The following is a 19600-nucleotide window of genomic DNA, read 5'->3' as shown; positions in this document are numbered from 1 at the left end:
ATAATTGTCTTATAATAGTTTTCTAAGTTTTAGAAGTTTACGTGGTGATGTTTTCATTAATATTTTAAGCATGTTTTTAAATGAAAATTCATCAAAGTCAGCCTCAGATAATGCTTTTGTAAATTCATCAAGATCACTATCATCAAGTTCATCATAGATGAAATCTCGTATCTTAATTAACTTCTTAAATTTTTGATTAATATGCTCGTCAATATAGTCAACATAATCAGATAATGCATCTTTAGAATAATCACCATTTGCAATTGCTTTTGCAGCCACTTCACCTGCAATCATACCACTTTCAATTGCTGTGTCAATACCTCCACCTGTAACAGGGTTAACACATCCTGCAGCATCACCAACAAGCATGAAGTTATCTGTTGTAATTTCATCAAATACACCACAAAGAGGATTTCCACCAACATTTATCTCAACAATCTGAGCATCCTGAGTAGCATAACAGTCAGCTATAAAGTCATTAAGATATTCAATAGCACTCTTTTGTGCTTTTGCTGAGTTAATATCAATACCTACATTTGCTGTATCATATCCTTTAGGGAAGATCCATGCATATCCACCTGGTGCAACACTTCCAAAGTAGAATTCAAGTGAATCATTTTTAAGCATTTTCATATTTGTCATTTCATACTGTACACCTGATTCCATCTCTTTTTGTGGAACTTTAGTGTTAATACCAGCCCATGGACCTGTATGTCCTTCAGGACCATCTGCACCAATAACAATCTTTGCCTTAATTTGTGTCCTCTTTTCTTGGAATGATACTACATCAACAATAAAACATCCATCACTATCACGTTTCATTGAAGTTGCCTCTGTTTTAATCATTACCTCACAGCCACAACGTATAGCATCCATTGTAAGATGTTTGTCAAATACTTTTCTTTCAAGTACAACACCTGTAATATTTGCTTTTATATTCTCTGTTGTAAACATTGCACGTGTATTATTTGGTGATATAATACTTGCACCATCAATACATCTTGCAATACAACGTTCATCAATATCAAGTCCAAGTTTTTCAATATCACTATCACGTATTCCTTCAGCACAACGTTTTGGAGTACCAATTTCAGATTTCTTTTCAATAATAAGTGTTTTTGCACCATTTTCTGCTGCACATTTTCCTGCCATAGAACCTGCAGGACCTGCTCCGATAACTAACACGTCAACTTCTTTAATTTCACTCATAATTATTCCCTTTTCATAAAATTTATTTTTCTTTTCCTTTAAATTAATATTCACTATTAAATTATATGCTTAATATATTAAATAATTTAAGAAAAAAAATGGAAATTTATATTAATATGAAAATCATATATCATATTAAAAATTTATTATGAAGCAAATTAAGATAAAAGATAAAACACTCTATTATAGTGTAGAATACCGTGATGTTAAATATATTCGTTTTGAACTTAAATATAACAAATTAAAACTCATACTACCACACAGTGTATCAGAAGATCCTGAGGAGTTTATCAGGATAAAACAAAACTATCTATATCGTAAACTTTGTAAGTATGATGAAATTGACGGGAAAATTGGAAAAATCAAATTAGAAAATCATACACTTAGTGAGCTAAGATCTATTGTAGATGGCTATATTCAAAAATATAAGGATATATTAAATGTTACTGTTGGACGTATACAATTTAGAGATACAAAGTATAAATGGGGAAGTTGCAGTATTAAAAATAATATTACCTTTTCAAAGGATCTTATCTATGTTCCATGTGATATTATTGAATATGTTGTATATCATGAAATGGTACATTTAATTGTCCTAGATCATAATGATAGATTCTATGATATAATGCGTAGAGTTTATCCAGACTATGATGAGTATGATGAGAAGTTAAAGTTATATGAATATGAAATTTTTAAAAATAAATAAGAAAAAAAATTAAGTGTGGGTAAGATTAATTTCTTCTTTTTTTTTAATCTTACAAAAGAGAGAGGGTATTATTTTATATAAAATTATATATTTTTTGTATTTTTCTCCATCTACCACCTTTCTTTGAGGGGGATGGAAGTAAGAGTATGGTTTTACTTATATAATTTAAAAAATGGATGAAAGAAGAGAAATACTTCTTTTTTTTAAATTTTATAATCTTTTTTTTATAGTTGAAAATATGGATTTCTTTTTTTTTATAGTTGTGTTTCATCAGCATTATATACTTCAATAATTAATTCTTCACTTAGAAGATCTTTTATATCATCACCAAATTTATTAAAGTGTGCTGTATTTAAATGAAGCTGTAAGCTATCCATATCATCCCATAGTTCTATGAACATTAAACTATCATCCTGGGTGCTCATGTATAGATTATAGCTTAAATTTCCATCTTCTAGTTTTGTATTTTTAATTAAGTTCTCAGCATATGCTACAATTTTATATGATGCAGCTTTATTTTTTGGAATAGCTTTAGCTTGAACAATAATCACACTATCACCCTCAGTATTAAAAAAAAATAATAGGAGAATTATCTTTTTTTTATTATTTCTGATTTTTTTTTATTAACTTATAATATTTTTTTTGGGATAAAATATTTTTCCAGTATATGGAGGGGGTGAAGTATAAGTAAGAAATGGGGCATTTATCTACTTATTCTTCAATTTTAACAATAGGTTTTATTAGGTCTTTTGGTTTATCTTTCATGAGATATAGTGCTTCTTCAATTTTTTCTAGTCCTTTAAATTTATGTGTAACAAGAAGTTCTGGATCTGCACGTTTATTAAGTGCAAGTGATGCAAGACGTTCCATTCTTACACGTCCACCAGGACATAGTCCATTTGTTATTTTAATTCCAGACATTCCACATCCCCATTCTACTCTAGGAATTAGGACATTGTCTGCTCCACTAAGATAGTTTACATTTGAAACTGTTCCACCAGCTTTAGCACTTGCTATTGCTTCTTTCCATGTATTTTCAAGGTTTCCTCCTGCTATAATTACAGAGTCTACTCCAGCTCCATCTGTTGCATCACGGACTTGTTGATCTATTGATCCTTCTTTATAGTTGATTATGTTTGTAGCTCCGTATTTTTTTGCTACTTTTACAGATATTGGTCTTGTTCCTGCAGCATAGATTTCACCTGCACCGAGGAGTTTTGCTCCTGCAATTGCAGATAGTCCTACTGCTCCAATTCCTATTACTAGTACACTTCCACCTAGTGGTATGTCTGCATTTTCTGCTCCCATCATTCCTGTTGACCACATATCTACAAGCATAACTGCTGCTTCATCACTAAGTTCTTCTGGTTGTAGTGCCAGGTTTGCATCGGCAAGATTTACATGGAATCTTTCTCCAAATACTCCATCTTTGAAGTTTGAAAATTTCCATCCTCCTAGTGGTTCTGTGGTTTGTGATGGAAATCCTCTTTGTGCTGCTTCATCATCCCAATCTGGGGTGATTGCAGGTACTATTACTTTGTCACCTTCTTTGAAGTTTTTTACATGACTTCCAACTTTTTCAACAATTCCTACTGCTTCATGTCCTAGTACCATGTCTTTTCTATCACCTATTGCTCCTTCCCATACTGTATGAGTATCGGAGGTACATGGTGATACACATGTAGGTCTTACAATTGCATCATAGGGTTCACAATCTGGAACTTCTTTTTCAACCCATCCGGTTTCATTTAATCTTTTCATTGCAAATCCTTTAAAAGTTGTCATTTTTAATTCCACCTTTATATTAAGATTTTATTTTATTTTTTCATTTTTTTTACTATATAAATTAGAATTCTAATCTTGATTTTTTTAAAGAATAATACGTATTAATCTGTAGTTTTCTATTTGTGCTTGGTTTATATATAAAGGTTTCTAAAATCTATAATTATTAATCATGATAAATTATTACTATTATAAAATAGACATAATAACTAAATATAACGATAAATCATGATAAATTACCAGTTTTAATACATAAAAAATAGAAATAAACACAACCACTAAAAAATAGAAATATTACTAAAAAATAAATAATAATAAAAATAAGCAGATATAATCAAATAAAAAAGAAAAATATTAACAAAAAAATGTTTATAAATTCAAAAAAACATATAAACAAGTTCTGTTAATAAATTAAAGCCTCTATAAAATTATAATTTAAATGATCCATCACGAAGTGCATCTCTAAGATCATTTGCCATTTCATTTGCACGTTTTTTATCAGACTGTCTGCATGTAACAGGGATTTTACGTTCTTTATCTTCACTATTTACTGTAATACTACCAAGATTCATCTCAGAAACACCTCTTGGACATACAACAGAACAGTATCCACAACCATAACATGCCTCGGTATCGATCTGTGCTGGTTTTTTAAATGCATTTACAGGACAGTAAAGTTCACATAAACATGGAATACAATCAAAACATTTATCAACATCAGCAACAGGACGACAGTCACTATCATCCCATATAGAATAATCTATAGTGTCAATAGGAAGATGTCTTCCATGAATATCACATACAGGAAGATCAATATCCTTATTTAGTACTTTAAGATTTCTAAGAACATCCTCATCAACTACAGGAATTGCAACAGCAACAGTATTATATATTTCAGGACCAAGACCTGTTTTAAAACCACCAACATAGTATGAATCCATATCCTTAATATCAGCAGTTAAAAGAAGATTAGGCTTTTCGTCACTACTGCGTGTACCATTGTCAATAATCATAGCTTCAGCACCATTAACTAATGCCTTATAGCCCTGTTTTATAATTCTTCCATCAGGATCATTTGCAAGTGGATTTATATCACCACATCCACTAAAGGAGTATGAATTATAAGGACCTTCCATTGCAGAAACATTAAATATTGACTTCTGAGCATCAGGTGATGGATTTGTAAATGAGTTATAATTCTTAAATGCCATACGTGTACCAATAAGACGTGCTGTTTGCATATCATCAAGTGTTAAGTTGCGTGTGAATTTATTTCCCTCATAGTCTATTACTACAACTTCAACTTCCTTTCCATCAATTAGGTCTTTAAGAAGGAAACCTCCACCATAGTCATCAATAGTACTGCTGTGATTTGTACCATATAACATTACATCAACAGATCCAAGAAGTTCATTAGGACAAGGTCCAGGATATGCTTCAATACCATTAATGTATACCTCACGTGCTTTTGCAAAAGCACCAGGTTCTGCAACCTGCATATGGAGGAGTGCTGCTGTTCCTGACATTACACCACTTGTTGCACATGTTACAACGTCCACATCATCAATGCTAACATCTTCACCATCTCGAAGTTTAGCTTTTAATTCCTCAGCTGTTAAAATTACAGCATCATCTGTATCAATTTTTTGCTGTATATCTTCTATTGTTTTTGTCATATAATCACTAAATTAAACCTATTATATATTTCTAGTTAAAATTCTTCTATATTAAAAAGTTAATTAAAAATACTATAAAAATGTTAGGTGAATAAATTTAACAATTGTTAAAAGAAGATAATGATATTTAATAAAAAAAGTATGAGACTATTATAATAAAAAAAAAATAAAAAAGAATTGGGAGGTTAATATGTTGTATGAAATAAAACTTATGCTTTAATTGTAAGTGGAACTTCTAATACTTTAGAATTATATAACTTATTTTCACCAATAACAACTGTAACATTATATGTACTACCAGCTTTTAGTGATGAAGTATCAAAGTTAACATCTAATTTACCATCAACAATTCTAGTTTGTGTAAAAGTTTTACCATTAATTTTAACTACAGCTTTAGCAGAAGATGTAACTTTAGTGTAGCTTTCATCATAAATTGTAGCTTTAAGTGTTGTATTTTTACCTTTATTAATACTTCTTGCAACAATATTTACATCACCAATATCAGCTTTTGAAACATTAAATGATGTAGTAGCATTAGCTGTTTCATATCCATCATTTTTATAGATAGCAACAATTGATGCATTACCAGCATATACATGTGATGGTAATTTATTCATAATTACAGCTTGTCCATCTTTAACATCACAAACTACAACGTTACCATCTGCATCTTTAAGTGTTTTACCATTTACTTTAAATGTAACACTACCACCATTTACAGCCACACCATCTTCTTTAACTGTTACATAAACTGGGAATGTCTGTGCAGCTTTAGAATTTTGTGGTGTTTTAACAACAACATCAACACTACGTTTTAAGATATTAAGATTAATATCACTACTATATGCATTATAAAGTCCATTTTCTCCAACTTTAAGTGTTAATGTATGCATTTTTGCTTTTTGTCCTGCTACATTAAGATCAATATTAAGCTGTCCATCTTTAACTACCATGTTTGTAAATGTTTTACCATTAAGTTTTATTGTAACTTTAACATTTCCAACTAAAGCATTACCATCTGTATCTTTAAGTGTCATGTTAAGTGTTGTATTTTCATGTGTTTTAATTTCAATATCAGGATAGTTAATTTCATCAATAGTTGATCTTAAAATTACAAATTTACTTGTAGCTGTTTTTGTATTGTATGATTCATCAGTAAATATTGCTTTTATTTCATAGTTTCCAGTTTTATATTCATCTGAAAGTTCATAATTTAATTTAGCAAATCCTTTATTTACATCTGCATAAATTACATTACCACTTGCATCTTTAAGTGTTTTACCATTTATTTTAAAGCTTACACTACCAGTATTTACTGCCTTATTTTCTGTATCAAATACAGTTGCAATAATATTAATATTTCCTAGTGTTTTAGGATTATTTGCAGTTACATCAACTATAGCATTACCTATAACTTTAATATTTGATGTAAATTCTTTAGCATTATATGCATAACTTTCTTTAACTAATACTTTAATTATATGATTTCTAGCTTTAATATTGCTTGATGGAATTTCCACATTAAGTTGACCATTAACAACTGTTATATTAGATACAGATACATCATCAACTAATACTTCAACATTAACATCTTCTTTAAGAGGATTATTATTTACATCCATTAATACTTCATTAATTATGATATTATCTCCAGATTGAATATCATCTAATTTAATATCTAAATCTTTAATATCAGTTTTTATAATTGTAAATGTAGTTGTATTACTACTTGAATTAATTTTATCATCAGTATATGTTGCTACAACTTCAACATCACCATTCATACTAGTAGGAATTGTGTAATTTAATACTGCTACTCCATTTTTAACTTGTGCTTGTCCAATTGTTGTATCATTAATTTTAAATACTACAACTCCCTGGTTAATTGTATTATTTGCTAGTACATCTGTTACTTCTGCTGTAATTTCAACAACTCCTCCTTTAATTGAACTTCTAAGTTCTGTTTTTGTTTCTATTGGATAGTTATTTTCAATTGTATTTGGATTTGTTGCACCTGCTAGTTTTATTGCAGCATTACCATATAATGATTTTGCAATAAGTGTATTTCCACTAATTATATTTCCTGTTGATGATGAAACTTGTATAGCATAATCATCTGGAACTTTAATTGTATTGTTTTTTAGTGTATTGTCTTTTGATCTCATAATTTTAACAGGTGTTGAAATATTGTTATTTACTAGTGTGTTGTTGTCTTTTCTCATGGTTTCCATTGAAACATTATGAATATTACAATTTGATACTGAGGTATTTCCATTAAGTTTTAAGATAGATGTAATTGTTGAATTTGTCATTGTTGCATTTGTAAGTGTACATACTCCATTTATTGTACAGTTTGTAACTTCAGATCCAGTGAATGTTATAGTATTATTTCCAAATACTTGATTTTCAATTTTGTCGCTACCAAATGCTATGGATCCTGTAAATGTATTGTTTGCATATGTTGTATTTGTAAATGATGTTCCAATAAATGATGCTCCACCTAGAATTTTATTATTTGTAATTATTGTATTGTTTAAATTTGAATTTCCCCATTGTGATGTAATTCCTGTACCTGAATATGTAATTGTGTTGTTATCTACTGTATTGTTATGTCCAGTAAGACACATACCATAACATATGGTTGCAGCTGTAGCAGGTCCTGTTATACGGTTGTTACGTATAATATTGTTTGAATTTGGAATTACTCCTTCTGGAGGTTCATTATTTAAGTTGTATGTTGTAAGATAGAAGATGTTTCCAACATTTCCTATTCCTTCAATTGTATTGTTTTCAATAGTACAATGATCTGCCCATGCAAGTACTACACTACTACTTCCACCATTGTTTGTTGTTGATATATGACTGTTTTTTAGTGTGATGTATGTTGCATTGTTTCTTATTGATGTTTGTCCAAGTCCACTTCCAACTCTTTGTTCTTCAACTATTGCTGAGATATTATCTAGTGTTACATGTGATACTGCACTTATCCATAGTTGTGTATTGTGAAGATATATTCCTGTTACATTTGTACCATCTGCACCTGTAACTATACCAAATACTGCACCAGCATCTTCTCCCATTAGACTTCCTGCTGTTGTATTAAGGTCGATGTATGCATCATTTGTTGATGATATTACATTTACTGGTCTGTTAATTACCATTGAGAAGTTTTTATCATCAAGATTTGAGATATTTCCTTGTATATCAAGTGTATCTCCTTCTTTTACATTGTCTGCTAGTTTATATTCATTGTCTTTAAGGAAGTAGTTTCCCACTGTTTGATTTGTAATTATATGTGTTTTTGCTTTTTTAGTTTCTTTACTATTTTCTGTTTTTATCTGCTTATTTTCATCACTATTTGCTTGTATGTTTGTATCACTTGCTACATCTATACTTATTGTATCAGTTGTAGTTTGTGTATTTGAATTGGTATCATCTGTTATGTTTGCTGCATATGTTGATGATATTCCAATTATTAATACAAGGAGTGTGATGAAAAATAAGGTTGACTTTTTATTATTCATAGTCACATTTTACTCCTAATAATTCGTTAATATTAAATAATCTATTAAATAAAATTTTAAGAAAAATAAAAATTAATTTAATAGTTACTATAATTTTATATATCTTACAATATTTAATACTATTTTTAAAAAAACAAGTATCTATAGTCTTTATTTAAAAATCCCTTAAGAATAATTTAAAAAAAAATCAGAAATACATAAAAAGAAGAGCATATTTTCAAAATCAGATAAATTAAATTTAATAATATAAAAAAAAGGGGTGGTTAAGTGGGAAAGTTATAGTAAAATATAACCTTCTATACTTTAGCAGCTATGATTGTAGAATTTGACATTTTAGCTGTTTTAGGATTTGCTTGTGGTAATACATAGATTGATGTTTCAATTCTAGATTGTGCATATTTACTGTTTTCACCAACAATAATTGTAATTTTAGCTTCTCCTTTTTTAATTCCAACAGCTTGTTTAATGTCAATTATACCATTATTAATTGTTAATTTATTAATAATAGCTTTTCCATTAACTTTTACTGTAACTTTCTGAGCATTTGTAATTTCTTGATCAAATACTGTTTTAACACTAGCTTTAATTGCTAAGTTACCATCTTCATCATAAATTAATGCTTCAGGTGTAATTACAATGTTTGCTTTTTGTATTGTAATTATTTCTGTAGCTTCAGATCTTGTGATTGTATTTGATTCATATACTGCTGTAAGTTTATAATCTTTTGCTGAATAATCTTTAGGTATTTCATATACAAGTTTTGCAACACCATTTTCAACTTTTACAGTGATTGCTTTACCATCTGCATCTTTAAGTGTTTTACCATTTAATTTAAATGCAACTTTACCATCATTTAATACTTTACCTTCATCATCTGTAACTACAGCAATGAGTGTAATGTTACTTCCAGCATAGATTACATCAAGTTTTTGTATGTTAATATTAGCATTACCTTTAATTATACTAATTGCAGCTGAAACATCAGATGCATAGTTAATTTCATCTTCTTTAATATTAACAACAACTGAGTGTTGTCCAACTTTAAGTGAGCTTGTAGGAATATCAATTTCAAGTTTTCCATTTTGTATGATTATTGTTTTATTAGCAACTGATATGCCATCAATTAATACTTCAACATCTTTAATTGAATCTATAGCTTTACCATTTTCATCTACAATTGTTGCAGTAATTGTTGTATTTTTACCAACTTTTACATCAAATCCTTCAATTGTAACATCTTCAATATCATATTTTGTAATTGTAAATGTTGCATTTGCTGTGTATGAGTTGTAATTAGGTGATGTGAATTCGACTAATACAATGTGTTGACCTGTTGGAAGTGTTGAATTTTCATATGTGAAGTCTACAACTCCATTTGTAACATTTACTTCTCCAACTACTTCATCATCTATTTTTATTATTGCTTTTCCTTCATTTACAGCTGTTGCATCTTCTAAAACTTTAATTGACATGTTGATGTCTTCAAAGATTTTTGTATCATTTACATCTACTGTTACTGTTGCATTACGTTTTGCAACACTAGTTATATATGCTTGAGAAGTACTTCTTGTTCTTCCAGTGTTATCTGTATATTCTATATCTACTGTTATTTTTCTTGTTGATGTTGGTGTAATATTAATTGTAACTGTTGTATCATTTACTTTATATTCATCATCACCAACATATACAATAAATGATCCATCTGTAAGTTTAGGTACTTGTGTACCATTTGTATATTCAATTGTAATTGTTACTGTTGATGTTTTACCAACAACTAAGTTAAGACCTTGAATATCTATTTTTACAGGTGCATATACATCAGATTTTGCAGCTTTAATATCTCTTGAGAGTGTTGCATTTTCTCTTGCACCAGTGTTATCTGTGAAGTTTGCTCTGATTGTATTTTTAATTACATCAGGTGTTAATGTAAATGTGTATGATGTTGAATTAACTTCAACAAGTTCACCATTTATTGATACATTAAATGAGAAGTTATCAGCATTAATTGTATTGTTATTTTCATCTACAACTGTAATTGTAATTTCTGATGGTTCATCAATTTTTAAGTTTTCATGACCTGAAATTATAATTTTAGGTGTTCCAATTGTAGCATTGTATGTATTTGTTTCACTAATTGGTGCATAGTAATTATTTTTATCATTAAATTCTACTTCAATTATATTTTCAATAGCACTAGGTGTTAATGTAAATGTGTATGTTGTAGCTTTAATTGTTGTTTTCTGACCATTAATTGATACAATCATTGACTGTGAACTTGAATATTTTACAGCTGTATTGTTTTCATCTAAGATTGTGATTGTAATTTCTACTGGCACATCAACTTTAAGATTATCTACACCTTCAATTTTAAGTGATGTCATATATGGTTTGTTGTTGTAAATTATGTTGTTATCTTCAGCTTTTGCTTCTACAGCATTGTTACCATAGAATTCTTTTGATGCCATTTTAAATACATTGTTTGTTACATTTACTTTTTTAGAGTCAATAAGTTTTAATGCAATATTAGCTGTTGAGTTAATATTTGAATTAATAAATGATGAATTATTTGTAACATTACTAAATACTACAGCTTGTGTAATATTACCATATAATCTTTCAACTCTTACATTTTCTGAATCATATACTTTTAATGGTAATACATTACCATTTACTGTATTTGATGCAACAGTATAGTTTTCTCCTGATACAATAATTCCAACATTAGCATCTGATTGTTCTGTAGCTGTAATATTCATTGAATTTGAACGAAGCTCTGTTGAGTTTGTTAATTTATCAACTGTTATACCAATAACATTTTTACCTGTAATATTAATGATATGTGTACTTACAAAAGAACCACTATAGAGTGTTCCTGTTACATTTACAGCAACAATAGAGTCAGCATTTGTTATGTTAATTGTATTTCTTGCAATTTGTGCTTTGTTTGTAAAGTCACCAATTACTTCTATTGCATTTATTGTTGTTGTATTTTTAGTTTGTATATTATTTGAATTTACTGTAACATTATCAAGGTTACCTTTAATAGCTATTGCTTTAAATGTATTTGCTGTACCTACAAAGATTTTATTTGTATTAATTACAGCAGATTCCATATCACCTGTTGCATCAATAGCACATACATTTGTAGCATTAATATAGATATTGTTTGATGAAACTTGTGAATGATTAAATTTACCATTTATAACAACTGCTTTTGCATCTGTTGCATTGTTAATTGTAATTGTATTTGATAAGATATTATTTCCAACTGAATCTCCATCAACAATAATAGCATTTACACTTGCTGCTTTATTAGAGGTAATATTATTGTTTGTAATTTTATTATTTGATCCTTTTATTGTAACTGCTTTAGCTGAAGTTTCATTACTTAATGTAATTGTAGATTTTGTTACTGTGTTACCATTACCATCTATAGCAATTGCAGCATCACTACTGCTTGTATTAATTGTTACATTTTCAATAAGGCTGTCATCTGAATTTAATTCAATTGCAATATCTTCTGTATTAAATTTAATATTTTTAATGTATGCAACTGCACCTTCTTCAAGTGTTATTTTTCCATTGTTTAATGTAGCATCTATACCTTCAATTGTAACCATGAGATTGCTAATTATGAATTTTCTATCTGTAAGTGTACCTTGAATATTAATTGTTGTAAAGTCACGAATTTCTTCACTTAATAGATTTCCATCATTATCAAAGTAATTTCCAAAGTTTTCTTCTGTAATTGTAACTGTATTTGATACAGGTGTTGTATTTTCAACAATATTGCCTTGTGCAATATCTAATGCTTCATCACCTGGTGTTGTTATTCCAACTACGTAGTTGTTTTTAAATGTGTTGTTTGTACTTTTAATAGTTACAGGTTTTGTTGTATTTTTAGCAATAATTCTGTTATTTTCAATTACATTATCTTTTGAACTTGTAGATGTAATATATAATGTTTCAAGTGAGTTTCCTGTTACATTTGATGAATTACTTATTGTAAGAGCACCTTTTATTGTGTTGTTTGTAAGGTTACAGTTTGTAATTGTACAACTTCCAAGGAATTTGTTATTTTCTGCAACAGAATCACGAATTATTGTTCTTCCAGTGGTTACTGTGTTGTTTCTATATACTGATTTTCTTATTGATGCAGCACTAATTGATGCACCTTGATTAAATGTGTTATTTTCAATTGTGTAGTTTTCAATTACAAGGTTTGTACCCCACTGGGTTGTAAGACCTACACCTTTTGTGTCAACTATGTTGTTTGCAATTGTGTTGTTACTTCCACATACATAGATTCCACCACAAATATTTGATGCAATTTGAGGACCTATAATATGGTTGTTTATAAATTTGTTATTTGAATTTACAATTGTTCCATTTGGAATTTCAAGATTTACATTGTATGTTGTTAAATAGAAGAGGTTTCCAACATTACCTTCACCTTGAATGGTGTTATTTTCTATTGTACAGTAGTCTGCCCATGCAATTACAACACTACTACTTCCACCATTGTTTCTTGTATATATGAAACTGTTTTTAAGTGTGATGTTTGTTGCATTGTTTCTTATTGATGTTTGTCCTACTCCACTTCCTACTCTTTGATCTTCAACTACTGCTGAAATATTGTTTATTACAACATTTGATACTCCACTTATCCAGAATTGTGTGTTGTGGAGGTAGATTCCTGACATGTTTGTTCCATTTGCACCATTTATTATGTTAAATGCTGTTCCAGGATTTTCACCAAGAAGACTTCCTGCTGTTGTATTAAGATCAATATATGCATCTTTTGTTGATGATATTATGTTAACTGGTTTGTTAACTATCATTGAGAAGTTTTTATCATCGAGGTTTGAGATATTTCCTTGAATATCAAGTGTATCTCCTGCAACTACGTTATCTGCAAGTGAGTAATTATTATCTTTTATGAAGTAATTACCTATTGTAGAATTTGTAATAACGTGAGTTGTTGCTTTTTTTGTTGTTTTATCCACGTTTTTTGTCTGTTTTTTATTTTCTTTTATGTTTGATTTTATTTCCTTATTTGGTATTGTCTTTTCTTTTACTTCAATATCAGAGCTAACAGTATCTACTGAAACTGTATCTGCTGAAATTGTATCTGCTGTAGTATGCACGCTACTATTTGCAGAGTCTGCAGCACAGCTTGCTGTAAGTCCGACTATGAAAACAAAGAAAAGCATTAAAGTTAATAAAATTGATTTTTTTGATGACATAATCAATTCTAACTCCCTTTGTTTTTTGAAAAATAACACTATTAAAAATAATTATAAAATTTTTAATAATTTTTTTAATAGTTACTATTTATTTTATAAAATAAGATATTTAACATTTTAGCTAAAATAAAATTGATTAGGTAATATAAGAACTATAATTAAAAAGTAGGTTAATAGAAACTAAATCAAAGCTTATTTAAGAAAATAAGAATTTATAAAAAAATAAAATAAAAAAAAGAATAAAAAAAGGAGAAAATCTAATTATCTCCTAATTTAGAGTCAACAACAGCAAATGCTTCATCAATTCTGTTAAGTTCTGTCATTTTAGCACCTTGTGCAAGGTTAGGTTTACCTCCACCACGACCACCAAGAACAGATCCAATATCAGATACTACATCACCCATTTTAACTCCATAATCTACAACAGCATCATTTGCTGCTGCAACAATATTACCATCATTGTTAATTAAAACTGCAACATCTGCAACTTGATTTTTCTCAACTGTATCGATTGCAATCTCTCTAAGTTGTGATGCTTCAACATCAAGAAGTTGTGTTAATACTTTAAAGTCACCAACACATCTTACTTCATTTTCAAGTGATGAAACTTTAGCCTCAGCAACCTGTTTTTCAAGAGCTTTAATTGTTTTTTGTTGTTGTTTCCATTCATTAAAGAATCTTTCACATGTTTTAGGTAGTTGATCTGCATCTACACCAAAGATTTCACTACTTTCTTTGATAATTAAATCATTTTCCTGTATTTTTTCAACTGCAGAATCAGATACAGCATATTCAAGTCTTTCAACACCATCTTGAACTCTTTCAGTTCTTAGGATTTTAATAGCTCCTATATCACCAGTTCGCATACAATGTGTACCTGCACATGCTTCAACATCAACACCTGGAATTTCAACAACACGAATATCTTTACCAGGTACAATACCACCCTGATATAATTTAAATCCATATTTACGTTCTGCATCAGTTCTGTTATACCATTGTATATTTACAGGTATATTTTGTTGAACTCTCTGATTTGCAAGTTTTTCAATCTCTTTAAGTTCATCATAACTTATACGTTTATAGTGTGATAAGTCAATTCTTGATTTTTCAATACCTTTCTGAGCTCCAGCCTGCCAGATATGTTTTCCAAGAACTTTACGTGCTGATGATATAACAATATGTGTTGCTGTATGGTTACGTGTTAGAAGATCACGTCTGTTAGCATCAATATTACATACTACATCTTTACCTATAATATCTGATAGTTTTTCAACATCATCTTCTGCTACATGATGAAGTACTATGTCATCTTTCTTCTCAGCATAGGTGATGTTTAAATCTACATCATCAACTTTAATTGTACCTATATCTGATGGTTGACCTCCACCTTCAGGGTAGAATATTGTTTGATCAAGAATAATTTTATTTGAATCTTCAACACCAAGAACTTTAGCATCACATGTGCGTAATGATAGATCATCATAGAATGTAAGTTGTGTTTTAGGATAGTTAAGTTCTATCTCTTCTGCTTCTTCAACTTCTTCTTCTTCGTGTGCTGCTGCAATTTGAGTGTAGAAGTTATCTGGTATGTTTGCATCAAATGCATTTTCTTTTGCTATTGCTTCAACAGTTTCAGGTGGTATACCATGTGAATCATAGAAGTTTATAAGCATATCATTAGGGAATGATGTAATATTATCTTTTTTAAGATTTTTAATTGATCTTTTAATAAGATTTGTACCTTTTGTGAGTGTTGTATGATATCTTTCTTCTTCAAGATCTGTGATATTTAAGATATAGTCTTTGTTATCTTTAATTTCAGGGTATGTTTTTGAAAGGAAGTCAAGCTGTATTTTCATAATATCAGATAATGATTCATTAAGTCCTAATTCATTCATGTATTTAACAGTACGTCTTAGAACTAAACGTGCAAGATATCCTTCTTTTACATTTGATGGAATAATACCATCAGCAAGCATGAAACTTAAACATCTTGTATGATCTGCAACAATATAAATTGCCTCCATTGGAGCTGTTGCATCTTTAAGATAATCTACATCTACAGATAATTTATCTGCTACTTTTTTACGTAAAAGTTTAAGATCTGATATATCTTCAATATCCATCATACCTGCAATACGTGCATTTTCAGATAAAATTTCAGTATCAAGTTCTACACCACTAAGATCTGTTAATGAATTAATAACAGGTTCAAATGTAGCATCATATGCTGTAGGTGTTCCCTGACTTACCCATGCAATACGTTCAAGACCATAACCTGTATCTACAACTTTAAGAGGAATTTCTTTAAGACCATCTTTTGTTGTTGCATACTGGATAAACACAAGAGTTGCAAGTTCTACACCATGAGCACAAATCTCATATGAAGGACCTTCATTACCTCCACCTTTCCACCAGGATTCAATATAGGTAATTTCTTCTTCATTAATTCCAATACTTACAAGGAAGTCATGACAGTATCTTAATGTCTGATTTTGCCAGTAGATGTTGTTGCCTTCTGAGTTAAATGCATGGTGTGCACCCATTGTAAAACAGGTCATATGTCTTCCTGTTCTTCCAACATTATCAACATCATTAAGACGAATTGATGGCTGTGCTACAACCAATGGATTTGCAGGTGGTTTTGTCATTCCATTAGTTACCCATGGCTGGAAGTCATAAATTGATGCTCCAACAAGAAATACGTCATTTCTCCATCTTTTTGCTAAAACAGGATATCTGTCAATTGGTGTATGGTCATTATCTTTGAAAAATCCTTTAAATTTCTTCTGAATACCCATTAAATCGTAATGTTTATCAGTTACAGGATTTCCAATAAATTCATATTCATCACATGGAGCATCCCCACATGTTGCTCTTGGACGGATAGACCAGAATGTATTTCCACATTTCTGACAAACCTGTTTTTTATATCCTAATTCTTCAAGTTCAAATGTCATAAATATACACTTAAAATAATTTTTTTTGTATTTACTATAATTAAATAAATCTTCAAATTTGTATTCTAAAGATCTTCATCAAATAAAGCTTAAAAAAATAATTACAGCTAATATTTGGTAGTTTATGAAATAGTTTTTCTCCTTAATATGATCCATAGATGTTATATTCATATAATTCATATAAAGGCTAGATTTTTATTGAAAAATTTATTTTTTCTTTTTTATCTAATACTAGTTAGATTTATGTTTTTTATAATATATAAAAAGTAGTTTAAAGATCAATTAATTAATATGAAAAATAGTTAATTTAAGTAAAATAAGCAATATGTAAAATAAAATAAGTAATTAAATCTGTATAAATAAAAAAATTTTAAAAAAAAGAATTAAAAAGAGAGAAGTGGCAGGGCACTTATCCGAAAAGTGCACCTAATCCAGCTGCTGCTGCTTCTTCAGCTTCTTCTTCTTCGTCTTCTTCCTCTTCTTCTTCAGCTTCTTCTTCTTCAGCTGCTACAGGAGCTGCTGCAGGTGCTGCTGCTACTGCTGCTGTTGCGATAGCTTCTTCAATATCTACATCTTCGAGGGATGCGATTAATGCTTTTACTCTAGCATCATCTACATCTACACCAGCTGCAGATAAGATAGCTGTAACATTTTCTTCGTTAATTTCTTTTTCTGTTGCGTTTAATAATAATGCTGCGTATACGTATTCCATCTTAATACACCTTTTAATTTAATATTAATTTTTGCTTTTATATAAAGTTTAAATTCTTTTTAAATTCTTTTTTTAGTTAAATCCTAATTGGCAATAAGGATTTGAGTAAGTTTCCGTTTGTTACTAGTTGAAGTGAACTTATCCAAAGAGAGCTCCGAGACCTGCTGCTGCAGATACTTCTTCGTCTTCTTCCTCTTCTTCAGGTTCTTCTTCAGCTTCTTGAGTATCCTCAACTGCTGGAGCTGCTGCTGCTTGTGAATTTAATTTTTCTTTAAGTTCATCATCAGTTGCATCTTCAGATAATTTGGATGCTAAAGCTAACATTTGTGAATATGCTTTAGATAATATTCTATCAGCTGTTTCTGAAGTTAATATGTTAGCAAATACTGCTAAGTTAAGAGCTTCATTTGCAGCTTTCTGTATGAGTAGTGGTGTTGATTCACTGTTGAATACAGCTGCGTTAACTGATAAATTAATAGCATTCTGGAATGCAGTTGCAATTGTTTGACGAGTTTCTTCTTCATCAATTCTAAGTACATCTGCTGTGTAAATTGTGTCTCCTTCACAAACTGCTAGTAAGTCCATTCCCACTTCCATTGGGTAAATTTCAAGTTTTGTGAGTATGTCTGCAACTTTTTTAGGAATTTCTTCGCCTTCGTTTACAACTGTTGCATCGTCGGTTACTACAATTTTTCCTTTATCGATTTTTGCAGGAATACCAGCTTGTTGTAATTCACCAAGAATAGGTCCAGGTGGGAAAGATGTATCTCCTGCTGGAACTACGATATCAGCTGGAGCAATACTTCCAGCTTTTGCTGGAGCTTCCGTTTTACTATCTTCTAAGATTTTAAATAGTTTGAAAGGATTCATTTCTGTGAAGACCATTGCTGGTTGACCTTCAAGATAATCTGCTAAATCTTCAAGATCTTTATCAGAATTTTCAAGTGCAATTTTAATAAAGTTTTTACGTGACATTTTTAAAACTGCTTTATCACCTAATGATTTTCTCATAGTTTGAAGTTGTGGTGCTGGGATATCAGCTAAGTTCACAATACCTACAATTTCGTGAGAATTTGATAAATCTTCTAATTCAGCAACTTTTTCTTTTTTCCAATCTGCAACATGATTCATCTAGATCACCCTCGTTACAGATCCCATTGTGGTTTTTAAATACATTGCTTTGATCTGTTTAGAACCTTTTTCTAATTTACGATCAAGAACATCCATTATAGCATCGATATTTTCAGAAACTTGTTCTTCAGTCATATCTTCAGATCCTACAATAGATTGTATTATAGGTTGGTCTTTCACTCTTATTTTTATTGTACTTCTTAATCTACCTAATATGGTTTCTGGATTTGCACTAGCTGGAATTGGTTTAGGCATTTTTTTTCTTGGTCCTAATACAGGTCCTAAGAATCTACCAACTGTTGGCATTAAGTCAGATTGTGCTACGAAGAAATCATGAGAGTTAGCTATTTTTTTAGCTTCTTGTCTATTTTTACCTAATTCTTCAAGTCTTTCTTTGCTTATAACTAAATCTGCACCTGCTTGTTCAGCTTGGTATGCTAATTCACCTTCAGCAATAAATGCAATTTTAACATCTTTTCCACGTCCATTAGGGAGAAGCACTTCTTCATCTAAACGGTTTTCTGGTTTGTTTATGTCTAAATCGTTTATGGTCATGACCACATCTATAGACTGTGTGAAGTTTCTCGGTTTAGATTCTGATAAAACCTTCTTCACTGCTTCTTCAATTTCTTGTGTCATTAAATTTCCTCC

The 19600-nt window shown here is 29.9% G+C and carries 11 protein-coding genes; 1 reads left to right on the top strand and 10 read right to left on the bottom strand.

The window, feature by feature from the left end; all coding sequences use genetic code 11:
• Positions 1-9 precede the first annotated feature (9 nt).
• The gene (locus tag MRZ80_RS04930) at positions 10-1200 is read right to left on the bottom strand and encodes an NAD(P)/FAD-dependent oxidoreductase (protein ID WP_292536952.1); all 1191 of its coding nucleotides are present in this window, start codon (positions 1198-1200) and stop codon (positions 10-12) included.
• Between the two features lie 157 nt (positions 1201-1357).
• On the opposite strand from MRZ80_RS04930, the gene MRZ80_RS04925 reads away from it, so the two are divergent.
• Positions 1358-1915 (top strand): M48 family metallopeptidase, encoded by a 558-nt coding sequence (locus tag MRZ80_RS04925; RefSeq protein ID WP_292536756.1) that lies wholly within the window; start codon positions 1358-1360, stop codon positions 1913-1915.
• 254 nt (positions 1916-2169) lie between these two features.
• Here MRZ80_RS04925 and MRZ80_RS04920 read toward each other — a convergent pair whose 3' ends face one another.
• From MRZ80_RS04920 to MRZ80_RS04880, 9 genes are all read right to left on the bottom strand, one after another.
• Positions 2170-2466, bottom strand: a complete 297-nt coding sequence (locus MRZ80_RS04920) for a putative quinol monooxygenase (protein ID WP_292536754.1) — start codon at positions 2464-2466, stop codon at positions 2170-2172.
• A 160-nt stretch (positions 2467-2626) separates the two neighbouring features.
• Positions 2627-3700, bottom strand: coding sequence for an NAD(P)-dependent alcohol dehydrogenase (locus MRZ80_RS04915; protein WP_292536752.1), 1074 nt, complete (start codon positions 3698-3700; stop codon positions 2627-2629).
• A 425-nt stretch (positions 3701-4125) separates the two neighbouring features.
• Positions 4126-5373, bottom strand: coding sequence for a methanogenesis marker 16 metalloprotein (locus tag MRZ80_RS04910; RefSeq protein WP_292536750.1), 1248 nt, complete (start codon positions 5371-5373; stop codon positions 4126-4128).
• A 209-nt stretch (positions 5374-5582) separates the two neighbouring features.
• Positions 5583-8897, bottom strand: coding sequence for a hypothetical protein (locus MRZ80_RS04905; RefSeq protein WP_292536748.1), 3315 nt, complete (start codon positions 8895-8897; stop codon positions 5583-5585).
• A 296-nt stretch (positions 8898-9193) separates the two neighbouring features.
• Complete coding sequence (locus MRZ80_RS04900) at positions 9194-14143, bottom strand: hypothetical protein (protein WP_292536746.1); 4950 nt, start codon at positions 14141-14143, stop codon at positions 9194-9196.
• A 257-nt stretch (positions 14144-14400) separates the two neighbouring features.
• On the bottom strand, positions 14401-17106 hold the full coding sequence (alaS, locus tag MRZ80_RS04895) for an alanine--tRNA ligase (RefSeq protein ID WP_292536744.1): 2706 nt from the start codon (positions 17104-17106) through the stop codon (positions 14401-14403).
• Between the two features lie 409 nt (positions 17107-17515).
• The gene (gene rpl12p / locus MRZ80_RS04890) at positions 17516-17818 is read right to left on the bottom strand and encodes a 50S ribosomal protein P1 (protein WP_292536742.1); all 303 of its coding nucleotides are present in this window, start codon (positions 17816-17818) and stop codon (positions 17516-17518) included.
• Positions 17819-17956: 138 nt separating this feature from the next.
• Positions 17957-18949 (bottom strand): 50S ribosomal protein L10, encoded by a 993-nt coding sequence (locus MRZ80_RS04885; RefSeq protein WP_292536739.1) that lies wholly within the window; start codon positions 18947-18949, stop codon positions 17957-17959.
• Positions 18950-19588, bottom strand: coding sequence for a 50S ribosomal protein L1 (locus MRZ80_RS04880; protein WP_292536736.1), 639 nt, complete (start codon positions 19586-19588; stop codon positions 18950-18952).
• Between the last annotated feature and the right edge of the window lie 12 nt (positions 19589-19600).

The organism is Methanosphaera sp. (assembly GCF_022768985.1).
In the GTDB taxonomy this organism is placed as follows: Archaea; Methanobacteriota; Methanobacteria; order Methanobacteriales; family Methanobacteriaceae; genus Methanosphaera.
Note: the sequence above shows the minus strand (reverse complement) of the source record. Positions and strands in the feature narration are given on the sequence as shown.